Annotated in this window: 13 protein-coding genes; 7 read left to right on the forward strand and 6 right to left on the reverse strand. The window is 63.2% G+C overall.

The window, feature by feature from the left end:
• Positions 1-6 precede the first annotated feature (6 nt).
• Genes AC0L2X_RS07900 through AC0L2X_RS07915 form a run of 4 tightly spaced genes read right to left on the reverse strand, consistent with a single transcriptional unit; the run spans position 7 to position 5,147 of the window.
• Positions 7-594: a sarcosine oxidase subunit gamma gene (locus tag AC0L2X_RS07900; RefSeq protein WP_473556782.1), complete on the reverse strand. Its 588-nt coding sequence runs from the start codon at positions 592-594 to the stop codon at positions 7-9.
• Positions 587-3,583: a sarcosine oxidase subunit alpha gene (locus tag AC0L2X_RS07905; protein WP_473556780.1), complete on the reverse strand. Its 2,997-nt coding sequence runs from the start codon at positions 3,581-3,583 to the stop codon at positions 587-589. The genes AC0L2X_RS07900 and AC0L2X_RS07905 overlap by 8 nt, the downstream gene beginning before the upstream one ends.
• Positions 3,580-3,876, reverse strand: a complete 297-nt coding sequence (locus tag AC0L2X_RS07910; protein WP_473556778.1) for a sarcosine oxidase subunit delta — start codon at positions 3,874-3,876, stop codon at positions 3,580-3,582. The genes AC0L2X_RS07905 and AC0L2X_RS07910 overlap by 4 nt, the downstream gene beginning before the upstream one ends.
• 11 nt (positions 3,877-3,887) lie before the next feature.
• Entirely contained in the window at positions 3,888-5,147 is a 1,260-nt protein-coding gene (locus AC0L2X_RS07915; protein ID WP_473599559.1) for a sarcosine oxidase subunit beta, read from the reverse strand.
• A gap of 249 nt (positions 5,148-5,396) precedes the next feature.
• Here AC0L2X_RS07915 and AC0L2X_RS07920 point away from each other — a divergent pair, with 249 nt between their 5' ends.
• The 7 genes from AC0L2X_RS07920 to AC0L2X_RS07950 all read left to right on the forward strand — a co-directional run bounded on the left by AC0L2X_RS07920 (position 5,397) and on the right by AC0L2X_RS07950 (position 14,796).
• The gene (locus AC0L2X_RS07920; RefSeq protein ID WP_473556775.1) at positions 5,397-7,886 is read left to right on the forward strand and encodes a mechanosensitive ion channel family protein; all 2,490 of its coding nucleotides are present in this window, start codon (positions 5,397-5,399) and stop codon (positions 7,884-7,886) included.
• 156 nt (positions 7,887-8,042) lie between these two features.
• Positions 8,043-8,306 carry a hypothetical protein gene (locus AC0L2X_RS07925; protein WP_023676533.1) on the forward strand — a complete coding sequence of 88 codons (264 nt, stop codon included), beginning with the start codon at positions 8,043-8,045 and terminating at the stop codon, positions 8,304-8,306.
• A 268-nt stretch (positions 8,307-8,574) separates the two neighbouring features.
• Complete coding sequence (locus tag AC0L2X_RS07930) at positions 8,575-11,136, forward strand: GcvT family protein (RefSeq protein ID WP_473556772.1); 2,562 nt, start codon at positions 8,575-8,577, stop codon at positions 11,134-11,136.
• A 97-nt stretch (positions 11,137-11,233) separates the two neighbouring features.
• A complete protein-coding gene (locus tag AC0L2X_RS07935; protein WP_352865265.1) occupies positions 11,234-12,082 on the forward strand; it encodes a DUF1194 domain-containing protein in 849 nt (282 codons plus the stop codon).
• A gap of 115 nt (positions 12,083-12,197) precedes the next feature.
• Complete coding sequence (locus tag AC0L2X_RS07940) at positions 12,198-13,148, forward strand: ABC transporter substrate-binding protein (RefSeq protein WP_473556770.1); 951 nt, start codon at positions 12,198-12,200, stop codon at positions 13,146-13,148.
• A gap of 71 nt (positions 13,149-13,219) precedes the next feature.
• On the forward strand, positions 13,220-13,996 hold the full coding sequence (locus tag AC0L2X_RS07945) for an ABC transporter permease (RefSeq protein WP_473556769.1): 777 nt from the start codon (positions 13,220-13,222) through the stop codon (positions 13,994-13,996).
• Entirely contained in the window at positions 13,993-14,796 is an 804-nt protein-coding gene (locus AC0L2X_RS07950; RefSeq protein ID WP_473556767.1) for an ABC transporter ATP-binding protein, read from the forward strand. The genes AC0L2X_RS07945 and AC0L2X_RS07950 overlap by 4 nt, the downstream gene beginning before the upstream one ends.
• Positions 14,797-14,801: 5 nt before the next feature.
• On the opposite strand, the gene AC0L2X_RS07955 is transcribed toward AC0L2X_RS07950, so the two are convergent.
• Both AC0L2X_RS07955 and AC0L2X_RS07960 read right to left on the reverse strand, forming a co-directional pair.
• Positions 14,802-15,293, reverse strand: a complete 492-nt coding sequence (locus AC0L2X_RS07955) for a GNAT family N-acetyltransferase (protein WP_473556765.1) — start codon at positions 15,291-15,293, stop codon at positions 14,802-14,804.
• A complete protein-coding gene (locus AC0L2X_RS07960) occupies positions 15,290-15,580 on the reverse strand; it encodes a type II toxin-antitoxin system TacA family antitoxin (RefSeq protein ID WP_352565456.1) in 291 nt (96 codons plus the stop codon). The genes AC0L2X_RS07955 and AC0L2X_RS07960 overlap by 4 nt, the downstream gene beginning before the upstream one ends.
• Between the last annotated feature and the right edge of the window lie 43 nt (positions 15,581-15,623).

Consider the following 15,623-nt stretch of genomic DNA (forward strand, 5'->3'; position numbering starts at 1 on the left):
CTCGGCCTACTGCACTTCGTAGCCGACTTCCTCGCTGGCGTGGCAGAGCGCCTTCCAGAACGAGCGTGCGAACGAGCGGAACACATAGATGTCGAACTGATCGGCGCCGGTGCGCTGGATCTGCGCGAAGACGTCGTGATGCATGGTCGAGCGGCCGGCGCCGATCGGGAAAGCCGGCAGCGCGAAGTCGATAGCGAAGAATTTCGCCAACACCCACTCGGCCTTCGGCCCGGCGATACGGATCGCGGTGCGGCCGTGCGAAAGGTCGGTCACCGTACCGATGGCCGCATTGACGACATCGGCAAAGGCCGTCGCCAATCCCTTGGCTTCATCGACCACAGTGAACTTTCCCGGGGCAAAGCCGAACACCGACCTGACGCCGTCCGTGACACCGCCGCCGGCGCCGTCGGGCAAAGCCAGACCGGTGACCGTATGGATGCCGGCCATCAACTTCTTCTCCTCGCCGGGCCAGGCGGCGAGCTGCAGGATCGACCCCGGCCCGGTTTCGGAGAGGATGATTTCGACGCCGTGCTCGAAATTGCCATGCGAGCCCGGATGCAGCACCGGCTCAAGCGGTGATTGGCGTTCAACCATGCATGCGGCTCCCGTCCGGATCGAAGAAATGGTTGGAGACGATCTCGACCGGCCCGAACCGGTTGCGCAGCGGGTCGGAAACATAGGCACGCGAGCCGCGCCGCGCTTTGCCGCCCCTGACCAGGGCAAGTGCGATATATTTGCCGAGCGCCGGCGAATAGCAGCAGGCGGTGATGTGGCCGAGCGAGCCGCGCGGATTGGTTTCGTCAAGCTCCTCGACGATGTGCGCGCCGCCGTTGAGCGGCTGGTTGTCGAGCGCAACAATACCGACGAGTTCCAGGCGGTCGGGTGCGATCAGCCCCTCGCGGTCCATCATCGCCGAACCGATGAACGGCTTCTTCTTCGACAGCATCCAGTCGAGATGCAGATCGCGTGCCGTGGTGCGGCCGTCGATCTCGGCGCCGGTGACGTGGCCTTTCTCGATGCGCATGGTGCCCAGCGCCTCCAGCCCGTAGGTCACCAGCCTGAACGGCTTGCCGGCTTCGATCAGCGCCTCCCAGACATGGGTGCCGTAACCGGCGCCGGAATAGACCTCGAAGGCCATTTCGCCGGAGAAGGACAGCCGGCAGATCATCACCGGCACGCCGGCGATTTCGCCGTGGACGATGCCCATGAAGGGCAGGGCGGCATTGTCGACGGCGGTGCCGCTGACGCAAGCAGCCAATATCTGCCTTGCCTTCGGCCCACCGATGGCGGCACCGGCCCATTGGTCGGTGACCGAGGTGACGTGGACCTTGAGCTCCGGCCAGATCACGTCGAGGAAATATTCCAGATGCTGCATCACCTTGCCGGCATTGGCCGTGGTGGTGGTCATCAGGAAATCCTGCTCGTCGAGGCGCCACGTGGTGCCGTCGTCGAAGGCGAGACCGTCCTCGCGCAGCATCAGCCCGTAGCGCGCCTTGCCGACGGCCAGCGTCGAAAACATGTTGGTGTAGACGCGGTCGAGGAATTCCGCCGCGTCCGGGCCTTGCACGGCGATCTTGCCCAGTGTCGAGACGTCGACAATGCCGGCGCTCTCGCGCGTGGCTCTCGCTTCGCGGACATAGGCCTGCTCGATCGTCTCGCCGGGATGGCCATAGATCATCGGCCGGTACCACAGGCCGGCCGAATACATGGTGGCGCCATTGGCGACGTGCCAGTCATGCATCGGCGTCAGCCGTTCGGGTTTCAGATCGCCGAAGCGTTCGGCGGCAAGCGAGCCGATCGACACCGCCGAAAAGGGCGGGCGAAAGCGCGTCGTGCCGACCTGCGGGATCGGCTTGCCAAGCGCCTCGGCCATGATGGCAAGGCCGGGTATGTTGGAGCTCTTGCCCTGGTCGGTCGCCATGCCGAGCGTAGTGTAGCGCTTCAGATGCTCGACCGAGACGAAGCCTTCGCGATGCGCCAACCGCACGTCATCCGCCGTCACGTCATGCTGGAAGTCGACGAAGCTCTTTCCTTCGGCCTTGATCTCGAACACCGGCGCCGGATCGGGATCGCCAGGCGCTGCCTCCACGGCAGGCAAGGCCGCCGGCGTGGCGGTTGCGCCCGCAGCGGAAAGACAGGCGGCGCGGCCTTCGGCGATCGCCTCGGCGGTGGAGAAACTGCCGGTGAAGGCACCGGCGCCGATCCATTGCCGTGTCGTCGGCTTGGGCGGCAGGAACGCTTGCAATGCTTCGTTCCATTCGGCTTTGGCGCCGGCCTGGCTGGCCAGATGGATGGTCGGCGACCAGCCGCCCGACATCAGCAGGCAATCGGCGTGGATGCTGCGCGCATCGCCCGAAAGCGCGCCGTTGACCATGTCGAAGCGCTGCACCTTGAAGCCGGAAAGCGCCTTGCCACCCTCGGTGGCGATCACCGCGTGGCCGGAAAGGATCTCGGCCTCCGCTTCGCCGGCCAGCTTGCGCATTTCGCTCGAAAGCTCAGGGCGCACGTCGACGATGGCGACGACCACGGCGCCGGCCTTTTTCAGCGCAAGCGCGGAGCGATAGGCGCTGTCATTGTTGGTGAACAGCCCGATCCTGTCGCCTGGCAGCACGCCATATTCATTGGCATAACGCTCGGCAGCATGCGCCAGCATTACGCCTGGCCGATCATTGCCCGGAAAGACCAGCGGACGCTCCAGGGAGCCGGTGGCCAACACCACCGATTTGGCGCGGATCGTCCAGTAGCGATGGCGCGGTTCGCCCTTGCCGGGCGTTTCCTTATGGTCGGTGACGCGTTCGATCGCGGCAAGCGTGTTGCCGTCATAATAGCCCCAGACCGTGGTGCGCGGCAGCAGGCGGACGTTGTCACGGCCTTCGAGCTGGCCAGCGGCGCGCGCTGCCCAGTCGGCGGCCGGCATGCCGTCGATCGTCTCGCCCGACCAATTGGCCGAGCCGCCGAAATGCGGCTCGAGTTCGGCCAGCATGACGCGTGCACCCTGATCGGCGGCCGCCCTTGCGGCCATCAGCCCGGCCGGGCCGGAGCCGACCACCAGCACATCGCAAAACGCGTTCATGCGTTCGTAGCGGGCCGTATCGGGAGCCGTGCCTGCCTTGCCCAGGCCGGCGGCACGGCGGATGAAATGCTCACAGAACATCCAGAAGCGCGTGCCTTTCAGCGGACCGATCACCGGTCCCATGAAGGTCTTGTAGTAGAAGCCGGCCGACAAAAGCTTGCCGCCGAGCTGGTTCACGGCACTGACGTCCCAGGCAAGCGAGGGGAAGCGGTTCTGGCTGATTGCTGCCAGCCCGTCATAGATCTCGACCATGGTGGCGGGAATGTTCGGCTCACGAACCTCGCCCCTCAACACGGTGACCAGCGCGTTTGGTTCCTCGACACCGGCGGTCAGCACGCCGCGCGGACGGTGATATTTGAACGAACGCCCGAACAGGGAGACGCCGTTGGCCAGCAGCGCCGAAGCCAGCGTGTCGCCGGCGTGGCCGGTATAGGGCGCGCCGTCGAAGGTGAAACGGATGGTCCGCAGCCGGTCGATGCGCCCGCCGGCCTCGGTACGGCGCGGGCTCATAGCTTGTCCTCGGCCCGGTGCCGCGCAACCGAGTTGTGGTCGCCGCGCGCGAACGCGGTGCTGGAGATCTCGTGCGTGAGCGTGTTGCGCACGACCCTGAGATGGGCGCGGCAGCCGCCGGAATGCTGCCAGATCTCATTGTGGTCGCCGGCCGGGTTAAGCCGGTCGTAGACATAGGCGTTCCAGGCGTCGAGGTTCTGCGAGGCGGGCTCTGGGCGCTGGCGGTTGCCGTCGCCCTGATAGGTGAATTCGATCACGTCGCGCGGGCCGCAATAAGGGCAGGTGATGAGCATGGATCTCTAACCTAATGCAGCCGGGGCGTGGCGCCCTGGCCCTTGTCGTCGATCACCATGCCACGGTAGAAGCGGTGGAGCGTGAAGGCCGCGTTGAGGTCGTGCGGCTCGTCCTTGGCGATGGTCCAGGCAAAGCACCAGCCGGAAGCCGGCGTCGCCTTGAAGCCGCCATAGCACCAGCCGCAGTTGAGATACATGCCTGGCAGCGGACCGGTGGTGATGATTGGCGAGCCGTCCATCGACATGTCGCAGACGCCGCCCCATGAGCGCAGCATGCGGACACGGGCCAGCCCAGGGAACAGCGCCAGCATCTCGCTCATCACCTCATCGACGATCGGCAGGCTGCCGCGTTGGGCGTAACTGTTGTAGCCGTCGAGATCGCCGCCATAGACAAGGCCGCCCTTGTCCGATTGCGACATATAGAAATGGCCCATGCCGAAGGTCAGGACCGTGTCGATGAACGGCTTTAGCGATTCCGTGACGAAGGCCTGCAGCACGTGGCTCTCGATTGGCATCGTCTCGATGCCGGCAAGCCGCATGACCCGCCCGGTGCTGCCGGCAACCGCGACCGCTACCTTCTTGGCGCGGATTTCGCCGCGCGTCGTCGTGACGCCGGTGATGCGGTCGCCGTCGCGCAGGAAGCCGGTGACCTCGCAGCTTTCGATGATGTCGACGCCGCGGCGATCTGCGCCGCGCGCGTAGCCCCAGGCGACGGCGTCGTGGCGGGCGGTGCCGGCGCGCCGCTGCATCAGGCCGCCGACAATCGGGAAGCGCGCCGTGGCCGAGACGTCCAGTGCCGGCACCAGGCGCGCGATTTCGGCGGGGGTCATCAGTTCGGCGTCGACGCCAAGATGGCGCATGGCGTTGCCGCGCCGGGCATAGTCGTCGAGCTGGGCAGGTGTGTGAGCGAGGTTCAGGCAGCCGCGCTGCGAGAACATGACGTTGTAGTTGAGGTCATGGGCCAGGTTCTCCCACAGCTTCATCGAATGCTCGTAAAAGCGCGTGTTGGCCGGCAGGAGATAGTTGGAACGGACCGCCGTGGTGTTGCGGCCGACATTGCCGGAGCCGAGCCAGCCCTTCTCCAGCACCGCGACATTGGTGATGCCGTGCTCCTTGGCGAGATAGTAAGCGGTCGACAGGCCATGGCCGCCGCCGCCGATGACGATCACGTCGTAGGACGCCTTCGGGTCGGGCTTGCGCCAGGCCGGCCTCCAGTCCTTGTTTCCGGTCAGCGCGTTCTTGAGAAGCGAAAAGGCCGAATATTCCGCCATTCTTATTGTCATCCATTTCAGACTTGGCGGCAGACTATAGAGCAGGCCACCGATGCAAAGCCAAGATTGCGCCATCGCTTTTCGACTCCCCGACTTCGATTGGCCGACTTCGAATTGGATTGGCCGACTTCGATTGGCGGGACTTCGAAAAAACGAGCCGCCTGGGGTGACTTGCCCCGTGATATGAGCCTCTTTATCAAGGACGTGCTTCAAAACTGCCGATGCCGCCCGCGAGTCGCCAGAAAAATCATGTTCTTTCGTTTACTCCGCCTGGTCTTGATTCTTGCGCTTGTCGTCTCGGCGCCGCCGTCGTTCGTTGCCATGGCGCAGGCACTCGGGCAGGGCGCCGCCGGGCTGGTCGCAGACCAGCAGAAGGTCATCCAGAGTCTGACGGCCAAAACCGACGATCTCGAGAAGAAGATACAGCAGGACGGCCAAGACGATGCCACCCTCGTGGAAATCCGTCTGCAATTGGAGGATCTGTCGCGGGCGGCGCTCACCAGCGCGCTAGCGTTCCGCTCGCGTCTCGGCGACATCAACGATCGGATTGAGATGCTGGGACCTCCGCCGGCCGCGGGCCAGCCGGCCGAGCCAGACATCGTAACCGGTGAACGCCAGGCCTTGGCTTCCGAAAAAGCCGAGATCAACGCCGTTATTGCCAGCGCGCAGAACCTGTCGATCCGCATCAGCGGGCTGATCGAGAAGATCGGCAACATGCGCAGCGAGCTGTTCCGCAATGTACTTACTAAGCGCTACGTGCTGTCCGATGCGCTTAGCCCTGAAGTCTTTTCCGACGCCAACGCTGAGTTTTCCGGCTTCTATAAGGCGGTGTCGTCGTGGCTGCGCTTCGCCTTCAAGTTCAAGTTCCAGGCCATTCTTGCCGCGACTTTGATGGCGCTCGCATTCGCTGCAGTGCTTTTTATCGGCGGCCGACGCCTGTTCGGCCGCGTCTTCGAAGCGGATCCCTCCGTCGAGGATCCCTCCTATCTCAGCCGCCTGTCGGTGGCGTTCTGGTCGACATTGCTGCCGACGCTGGCGGTCGGCGCTTTCCTTGTCTCGACGATCTTCTTCTTCAATTATTACAACGTTTTACGTGGTGACATCGGCATCTTCCTGAATTCGCTGGTTGCCGTTATCGCGGTGGTGTTCTGCGTCAACCGCCTGACCAACGCAGCGCTCGAACCCCGACTGCCGAACTGGCGTCTGATCCCGGTCGAAACCGGCCCGGCGCGCTGGCTGGTGCGGCTGACGACCGCCATGGCTGTCGTCATCGGCAGCAACAACTTCCTGTCTGTCGTCAACGACAAGATGGGCTCGCCACTGTCGCTGACCATCGCCAGAAGCTTCATCGCCACCATCATCGTCGGCATCATCCTGATCCTTATGGGCCTGTTGAAGCCGTTCAAGGCCCTCGACGGAAGCTGGCGCCCGTGGCCGGCGTGGCTGCGCTACACCGCCGTCGCGCTAGGCCTATTCACCATCGCATCGGCACTGCTCGGCTATATCGGCCTTGCAATTTTCGTCTCGCTGCAGGTCGTGGTCACCGGCACCATCCTGGTCACCGCCTATATCGGCTTCCTGTCGGCGCGGGCGATCGGCGAGGAAGGTGGTTTCGCCAAAACGTCGATCGGGCGCTGGCTAGCGGCCAATTCAAGCTACGAAGAGACCGCCCTCGACCAGCTCGGGCTTGTCGTCAGCGCCGCCATCAACATCATGATCGTGCTGGTGTTCCTGCCGCTGATCCTGTTGATGTGGGGCTTCCAGCCCGGCGACATCCAGGCCTGGGCCTACAAGCTGGCGACCGGCCTCACCATCGGTTCGGTGACGATCTCGGTCATCGGCATTCTCACCGGCGTCGTCGTCTTCATCATCGGCTATTTCCTGACGCGCTGGTTCCAGGGCTGGCTCGACGGCTCGGTAATGGCGCGCGGCCGGGTCGACACCGGCGTGCGCAATTCGATCCGGCTGGCGGTCGGTTATGCCGGCGTCGCGGTCGCGGCACTGGTCGGCATCTCGGCGGCCGGTATCGACCTCTCCAATCTGGCGCTGGTCGCCGGCGCCCTGTCCCTCGGCATCGGTTTCGGCTTGCAGAATGTCGTCTCGAATTTCGTGTCGGGCCTGATCCTGTTGGCCGAGCGGCCGTTCAAGGTCGGCGACTGGATCGTCGCCGGCGACATCAGCGGCACGGTCAAAAAGATCAGCGTGCGCGCCACCGAGATCGAGACGTTCCAACGGCAATCGGTGATCCTGCCCAATTCAAACCTGATCAACAATGCGGTCGGCAACTGGACGCACCGCAACAAGCTCGGCCGCATCGACATCAAGGTCGGCGTTGCCTATGGCAGCGACGTCAAGCACGTGCATGGCGTCCTGTTGGAGATCGCACGCAGCCATCCGCTGGTGCTGAAGAACCCGGAACCCTTTGTGCTGTTTTCCAATTTCGGCCCGGCCGCACTCGAATTCGAGATCCGCGTATTCCTGGCGGATGTTCTTAGTGGCAATATCGTCCAGAACGACATCCGCTTTACCATCTTCGATGTGTTCGCCGACCAGCATATCGAAATTCCGTCGACGCCTCGCGCCGTCGTCGAGACCAAAAAGCACGAGGCGTGGCCGATCGACGACGACAAGATCGAAGTCGAATTCGCCGAGCGGGAACAAGCAAAGGCCCTAGCGGCGGTCGAGGCGAAACGTCTCGCCAAGTCGGGACGCAAGGTACGGAAGCCGGACCCCGACTAGCTGTTTGGAGCTTGCCTTCAAGCCTTCGGAAACCAATTGCGGCATGAATGCGGCATTCAGTTGCCGTTCAGCTTGCATTGCATATAAGCTCACCTGCAAACGGCGAGAATGCCTTGCGAAATGCAACAGAGGCGGTGGCAACACCGATACTGCAAAATGTGGAAGTCTCTCGTCGCCGCCATCGCTTTTCTGGCCGTGGGCGGTTCGGCCCATGCCGCCAGCGCGGTCAATAAGGACGCCGAGACCCGCACGCTGATCGTGACGGAAGGCGGCGGCAAGACCGAGCTGGCGCTGGCCGCCGGCGAAACCGTGGAATTTTGCCCGAGCGGCTGTTTCGTTACCTTGCCGAATGGCGACCTCGAGGCGCTGACCGGTTCGGAAACCATCGAGATCTCGGGCGGCGTCGCCCGCATCAAGTAAGGTCGACGTCATGATTTTCGAAGGCCGGGCAAAATGCCCGGCCTTTGTTTGCTTCCGGTAATAGGCGATGAAGGGATGCACTTTTCTTCGAAGCTGCGCAGAACGGGCTCTAACAGGGTCTTCGTACCGAGCGGGGCGAAGGCGTAGCTCTAACTGCATTCGACGAGCTGGTGGCGCGGGCTTTTTTGGCGATGTCGCAAACAGGCTGCAAGCGCGCCGCCGCGCCGCCCTATAGTCTGCTCGCAATAGCATCTTGGAGTCGCGGGCAATGGCAGGGTTTCCGGAAAAGGCGAAGGTCGTCATCGTCGGGCTGGGCGGCATCGTCGGCGCATCGGTCGCCCATCACCTGATCGAGCGCGGATGGGACGATATTGTCGGCATCGACAAATCGGGCATTCCGACGGATATCGGCTCGACGGCGCACGCTTCCGACTTCTGCTACACGACCAGCCATGATTTCCTGTCGTGCTGGACGACGCTCTATTCCATCGATTTCTACGAAAAGATGGGGCATTACGCGCGCATCGGCGGCCTCGAGGTCGCCCGCGTCGGCGACGACGACCGCATGGCGGAGATCAAGCGCAAGATCGCCTCGGCGAAGGCCTTCGGCACACGCGCCCGCCTGATCGATCCGGCCGAGATCAAGGAAAAATTCCCGCTGATCGAAGAACAGATGGTACAGGGCGGCCTGTGGGATCCCGACGCCGGCCTCGTCATCCCGCGCTCGCAAACGGTCGCCGGCAAGCTGGTCGACCAGGCGGAAGCCTCCGGCAAACTCAGGGCGTTTGCCAATACCTCGGCGAAGTCGCTCGTCATCGAAAACGGCCGCATCAAGGGCGTGGTGACCGACCGCGGCACCATCGAGGCCGACTATGTCGTGGTCTGCACCGGCATCTGGGGACGGCTGATTGCGGAAATGGCGGGCGAGGACCTGCCGGTCATGCCGATCGACCATCCGCTTACCTTCTTCGGTCCGTACACTGAGTTCGCCGGCACCGGCAAGGAGATCGGCTGGCCGCTGCTGCGCGACCAGGGCAACTCGGCTTACATGCGCGACACCGGCGACCCCAAGACCGCCGAAGGCGGGCAGATCGAATGGGGTTATTACGAAGAGACCAATCCCCGCCTTTGCCATCCGCGCGATATTCTCGAGAAAAACGAGGCACGGCTTTCGCCGTCGCAACGCGATCTCGACATGGAGCAGATCCTGGCGCCGCTCGAGCGCGCCATGGAACTGACGCCGATCCTGGGCGAGCTGGGCTACAATGAGAGCCATTCCTTCAACGGCCTGCTGCAGGTGACGGCGGACGGCGGCCCCTCGATGGGCGAAAGCCAGAAGGTGAGGGGCCTCTGGTATGCCGTGGCGATCTGGGTCAAGGACGGCCCCGGCATGGGCAAGCTCATCGCCGACTGGATGACGGACGGCCGCACGGCGATCGACCACCACGCCATCGACTATTCGCGCTTCTATCCGCACCAGACGAAAGAGCAGTTCATCTGGGACCGCTGCACCGAAACCGCGATGAAGGTCTACAACCCGGCTGTCCATCCGCGCGAACCCTTCTCCAAGGCCCGCAATGTCCGCCGTTCGCCCTTCTGGGAGCGCGAGAAGGAACTCGGCGGCTATTTCATGGAGCTCGGCGGCTGGGAGCGCGCCCATGGCTACGCCGCCAACGAGCATCTGCTCGAGAAATACGGCAACCGGGTGCCGGTGCGCCAAAACGAATGGGACAACCGCCACTTCTGGCGCGTCTCGAACGCCGAGCATCTCGCGATGAGCGAGAATTGCGGCATCGTCAACCTCTCGCATTTCGCCATGTACGACGTCGAAGGTCCCGATCATGTCGCGCTGATGGAATGGCTGTGCGCGGCAAAGATCGGCGGCGACGGCAATATCGGCAAGGGCATTTACACCCATTTCCTCGACGAGCAAGGCATGGTGCGCGCCGACCTGACCGTCATCCGCATGGCCGACCGCTGCCGCGTCATCGACGGCGCCGATGCCGGACCGCGCGACTTCCAGTACATGCGCCGGACGGCAGAAGACAAAGGCTTCGACGTTACCGTCACCGACGTGACCGAGAAGTACGTGACCGTCGGCATCTGGGGTCCGAACGCGCGAGCGACATTGAGCAAGTGCGTGGAAAACCCCGACGGGCTGACGCCGGAGAATTTTCCCTTTGCCGCGATCAAGCCCGTCAGGATCGGCGGCAAGGACGTGACCGCCTTCCGCATCTCCTATGTCGGCGAGCAAGGCTGGGAGCTGCACATGCGCTACGAGGACGGCCTGGCCGTCTGGGACGCGCTGCGCTCGACCGGCGTGATGGCCTTTGGCGTCGAGACCTATGCCAACAGCCGCCGCATGGAGAAGAGCCTGCGCCTGCAGAACGCGGATCTGTTGACCGAATACAATCTGCTGGAAGCCGATCTTGCCCGCCCGAAGGTCAAGGAGGCCGATTTCTGCGGCAAGGCAAAGCATCTGGAATATCGCGCCCGGGCGCATCAGCCGGCCATGCTTTGCACGCTTATCATGACCGACAATACCGATTCCGACGGCGTTCCCCGCTATCCGGTCGGCACGATGCCGGTGATGGACCCGCAAACCGGTGAGACGCTGGTCGACGAGCTCGGCCGCCGGTCCTTCACGACCTCGGTGGCCTACGGTCCGACCATCGGCAAGAATATCGCGCTCGCCTACCTGCCCTGGGCTTATTGTCAGGAGGGCCGTAAGCTGAGCGTCGAATATTTCGGCGAGAAATACCCGGTCGAAGTGGCTGCCGTCGGTTACAGGCCGCTCTACGACCCGGAGAACCTCAATCCGCGCAGCTGAGCGTTAGAGACGCGCTCGCAAAAACGTGACTGGAACAGCCGCGCTCTCGGCGGGGCTTTTCTCTTTGTCGATCGACTATTTTCGCTTACCGTGCGGCATGTCTGGTTTTGCCTGTGCAAGACATCTCGTCTCGGGTGCCGCCGCGCTGGCCTCGGTGCTATGGCCGACGGCGATATCCCGAGCTGCCGAACCCGTCGACATCGAACTGGTGCTGGCAGTCGACGTTTCGCTTTCCATGTCGCCCGACGAGCTCGAAATCCAGCGTCACGGCTATGCGGCGGCGCTGACGCATGACGATGTGCTGCAGGCAATCGGCGAAGGCGCTCACGGCAAGATTGCCGTCACCTATGTCGAATGGGCTGGCGCGACCTGGCAGCAGGTCGTCGTTCCGTGGACGGTGATCGCCAATCGTGCCGACGCCGAGCGGCTGGCAGCGCAGCTTTCCGCGCATCCGCCGGCCAGTGCCAGGCGCACCTCTATCTCCGGCGCGCTGGAATTCGCCAGCGATCTCTTTGCCGAAAGCGGCTTCCAGGGCGTCAAGCGGGTGATCGACATTTCGGGCGACGGCCCCAACAACCAGGGCGCACCTGTCGATATCACCCGCGATGCCGTGATCAAGCAGGGCATCACCGTCAACGGCCTGCCGCTGATGACCAGGGGCGGGTTCAGCAGCGCGTACGATGTCAACAATCTCGACCGTTACTACAGCGACTGCGTCATCGGCGGGCCGGGCTCCTTCATGATCCCGGTCAATGACTGGACGCAGTTTCCGGAGGCCATCCGCCGTAAGCTGGTGCTGGAGCTTGCCGGTCCGGCCTCGCCGCAGCGAGCGGCGGAAGAGGCGGCCCATCCGCCATTGGTGCTGGCACAAGACAGCCCCGTCACCGACTGTCTGGTGGGCGAAAAAATGTGGCGCGACCGCAGCTGGATGTACAACAGCCGCTAATGCCGAACTCGCCTGTCCGCGATGACATACCGCAGTGCAGCATATGCTTCATTGACAAGCCTGTGGGCGTCTGTGACACAATTCCCCCATCCGAACACATAAAAGGGGAACCGACATGAATAGGATCGGAATTCTTGCAGCAAGCTTGACGCTTGCCGTTGGATTGTGCGCGCCGGCGATGGCTGCCACATCGGTCAGCATCGGCATCAGTGGATGGACCGGCTTTGCGCCGCTGACGCTCGCCAAGCAAGCCGGCATCTTCGAAAAGCACGGGCTCGACGTCACCTTGAAGAAGGTGCCGCAAGCCAGCCGGCCGCTCGCCATCGCCAGCGGCGACCTGCAATGCGCCGCCACCACGGTCGAGACCTGGCTGGTCTGGAACGCTAACGGCGTGACGACCAAGCAGATATTCCAGCTCGACAAATCCTACGGCGCCGACGGTATCGTCGCCCGCAACGACATCAAGACTGTCGCCGATCTCAAGGGTAAGTCGGTCGCGTCCTCGGCGCCGGGCACGTCGCCCTATTTCATGCTGGCCTGGGTGCTCAACAAGAACGGCATGTCGACCAAGGACGTGACGGTCGTCAACCTGGAGCCGGACGCGGCGGCGCAGGCGTTTCTAGCCGGACAGAACGATGCGGCGGTGACCTATGAGCCGTTCATCTCGGCGGTGCGCGAAAAGTCCGACCAGGGCCATATCCTTGTGACCACTCTCGACTATCCGATGGTGCTCGACACGGTCGGCTGCACGCCGGAGTTCCTCAAGGCCAATCCGGATGCGGCCAAGGCGCTCGCCGACAGCTATTTCGAGGCACTCGACCTGATCAAGAGCGATCCCGCGAAATCCTATGAGACGATGGGCGCCGACGTGAAGCAGTCGGCCAAGGAGTTCGAAGAGTCGGCCAAATACCTGAAATGGGCCGACAAGGCCGAGAACAAGCAGTTCTTCACCAAGGAATTCCAGGACTTTTCCAAGACCGCCGGCGAGCTTCTGCTGCAGATGGGCTTGATCAAGGAAGCGCCCGACGTCTCGACATTGGCCGACACCAGCGCCGTCGCCGACTAACCGGCAGGATTGTCGCCCGGCGGCGGCGCGTGCGCCGCCGCTTTTTCATTCAGTTCAGAGGACGGTCGAAGATGCCGCGCCCCTTGCATCCGGTCTCGCCGGGCATTCGAACCGTGCTCGGCATCTCGTTCTTCGTGCTGTTCGTGGCGTTCTGGGCGTGGATCACGCTTGGCGGCCACGTCAATCGCATTTTCCTTGCCGATCCGCTGTCGATGGTGAGAGACGGCTGGCGGCTGCTGGTCGAGGACCGCTTCTGGCTCGACATCCTCATCACCATCTGGCGGGTCTTCGGCGGGTTTCTGATGGCGGCCATCGTTGCCGTGCCGCTCGGCATCGTGATGGGCGCCTGGAAGCCGGTGGAGGCGTTCCTGGAGCCGTTCGTCTCCTTCGCCCGCTATCTGCCGGCATCGGCCTTCATCCCGCTGCTCATCCTGTGGGCGGGCGTTGGCGAGCTCGAAAAACTGCTGGTGATCTTCGTCGGCTCGGTGTTCCAGATCATCCTGATCATCGCGGTCAAGGTCGGCGGCACACGGCGCGACCTGGTCGAGGCGGCCTACACGCTTGGCTCGTCCGACAACGGCATCGTACGGCGCGTGATCATGCCGGCGAATGCGCCGGAGATTGCAGAGACGCTGCGGCTGGTGCTCGGCTGGGCCTGGACTTACGTCATCGTCGCCGAACTGATCGGCTCGTCGTCGGGCATCGGCTATATGATCATCAACAGCCAATCGCGGCTGGCGACGGGGCAGATCATCTTCGGCATCATCGTCATCGGCCTGATCGGGCTGCTGTCCGATTTCGCCTTCAGGGCGCTCAACCGCTGGCTGTTTCCGTGGAGCCTGGCGTGAGCAAGCTTCTCATCGAAGGCGTCTCGCGCACCTTCGCCGGTGTCGGCGGCGGGCAGCCGGTCAAGGCGCTGATGCCGATCGATCTGGCGGTTGCCGCCAACGACTTCATCACCATCCTGGGGCCATCCGGCTGTGGAAAGTCGACGCTGCTCCGGATCGTCGCCGGCCTCGAAGCGCCGAGTGGGGGACGTGTTCTGCTCGACGGCAGGGTGGTGGACCGGCCGGGTCCAGACCGCGGCATGGTTTTCCAGTCCTATACGCTGTTTCCGTGGCTGACGGTCGCCGAGAACATCGCCTTCGGCCTGCGCGAACGGGGCATGGCAGAGCGCGAGCGCAGCGACATCGTCGCGTCCTATGTCGATCTCGTCGGGCTGAAGGGCTTCGAGAACCATTGGCCGAAGCAACTTTCAGGCGGCATGCAGCAGCGCACCGCGATCGCCAGAGCACTGGCCAACGATCCGGAGATCCTGCTGCTCGACGAGCCATTCGGCGCACTCGACAACCAGACCCGCGGGCTGATGCAGGAACTGCTCCTCGGCATCTGGGAGCGCCGGCAAAAGACGGTGCTATTCGTCACCCACGACATCGAGGAGGCTATCTTCATGGCGTCGCGCGTCGTGATGATGACGGCGCGGCCCGGCCGCATCAAATCGGACGTTGCCGTCGACCTGCCGCATCCGCGCCACTACACGCTGAAGACCAGCCCGGAGTTTTCGGCACTGAAGGCGCGGTTGACGGAAGACATCCGCGTCGAGGCGATGCGCACGGCGCAGATATGGTCGGGTCAGCAAGGCGCCTGAACGGCTCAGAGACTTCGTAAGTCCTTGATAAGCACGTAAAGATGCAGCGGGTCTGTCGGCGATTGCGCGAATCCGTAGCGCTCGTAAAACGTGCGGGCGCCGTCGTTCTTGGCGTGGACGACGACCGCGCGGATACCTGCAATATCGGCCGCCTGCAAACTGCGCAGGACGGCATCGCGCAACAGTCCGCCGCCGACGCCTTTGCCTTGCCAGTCCAGACTGACCGCAAGACGCGCCAGCAGCATTACAGGCACCGGATGGCGTGCGAGACCTTTCGTCAATCGCTCGGGCGCACCCTCATATGCGACTTCACCAACGACCAGGGTATAAAAGCCGATCACGTCTTCGCCAGAGAGACCAATGTAGGTTTGCGAAGCATTGGCTTGCTGGTTTTGGAATGCATAGCGGACGAGAAAGCGATTGAGCGGTTCTTCACCGCAGTCGAACATATCCACCACATGCTTGCGGGCCAGTTTCTCGATCTGGAATTCGCTCACGCCGGATCGCGACGGGAAAAGATGCTTGGTTCATTCAATAGGCGCTTGAGGCGGGGGAGATCACGCGTTGGCGCGTCGAGCGCTGCCATGAACGCGACCCATTTTTCGGCGTCGAGATGGAAGCTGCGCCGGTCGGCTAATGTTTCTTCGGCTCGCGCAAGCGCGCTTTCAAGCACGAAATCGCTGAGCGAACGGCGTTCAGTCGCGGCGGCGCTTGCGAGTGTACGCTTTGCCTGGGGGCTAAGGCGCAAGTCCAGTTTTTCCGATCTGATGGTTCTGGTCGTCATTGGTACCTCTCGATGGAAGGATACCACATTTCGCCAGACAATG

The sequence above is a fragment of the Mesorhizobium sp. WSM4828 genome (genome assembly GCF_055811175.1).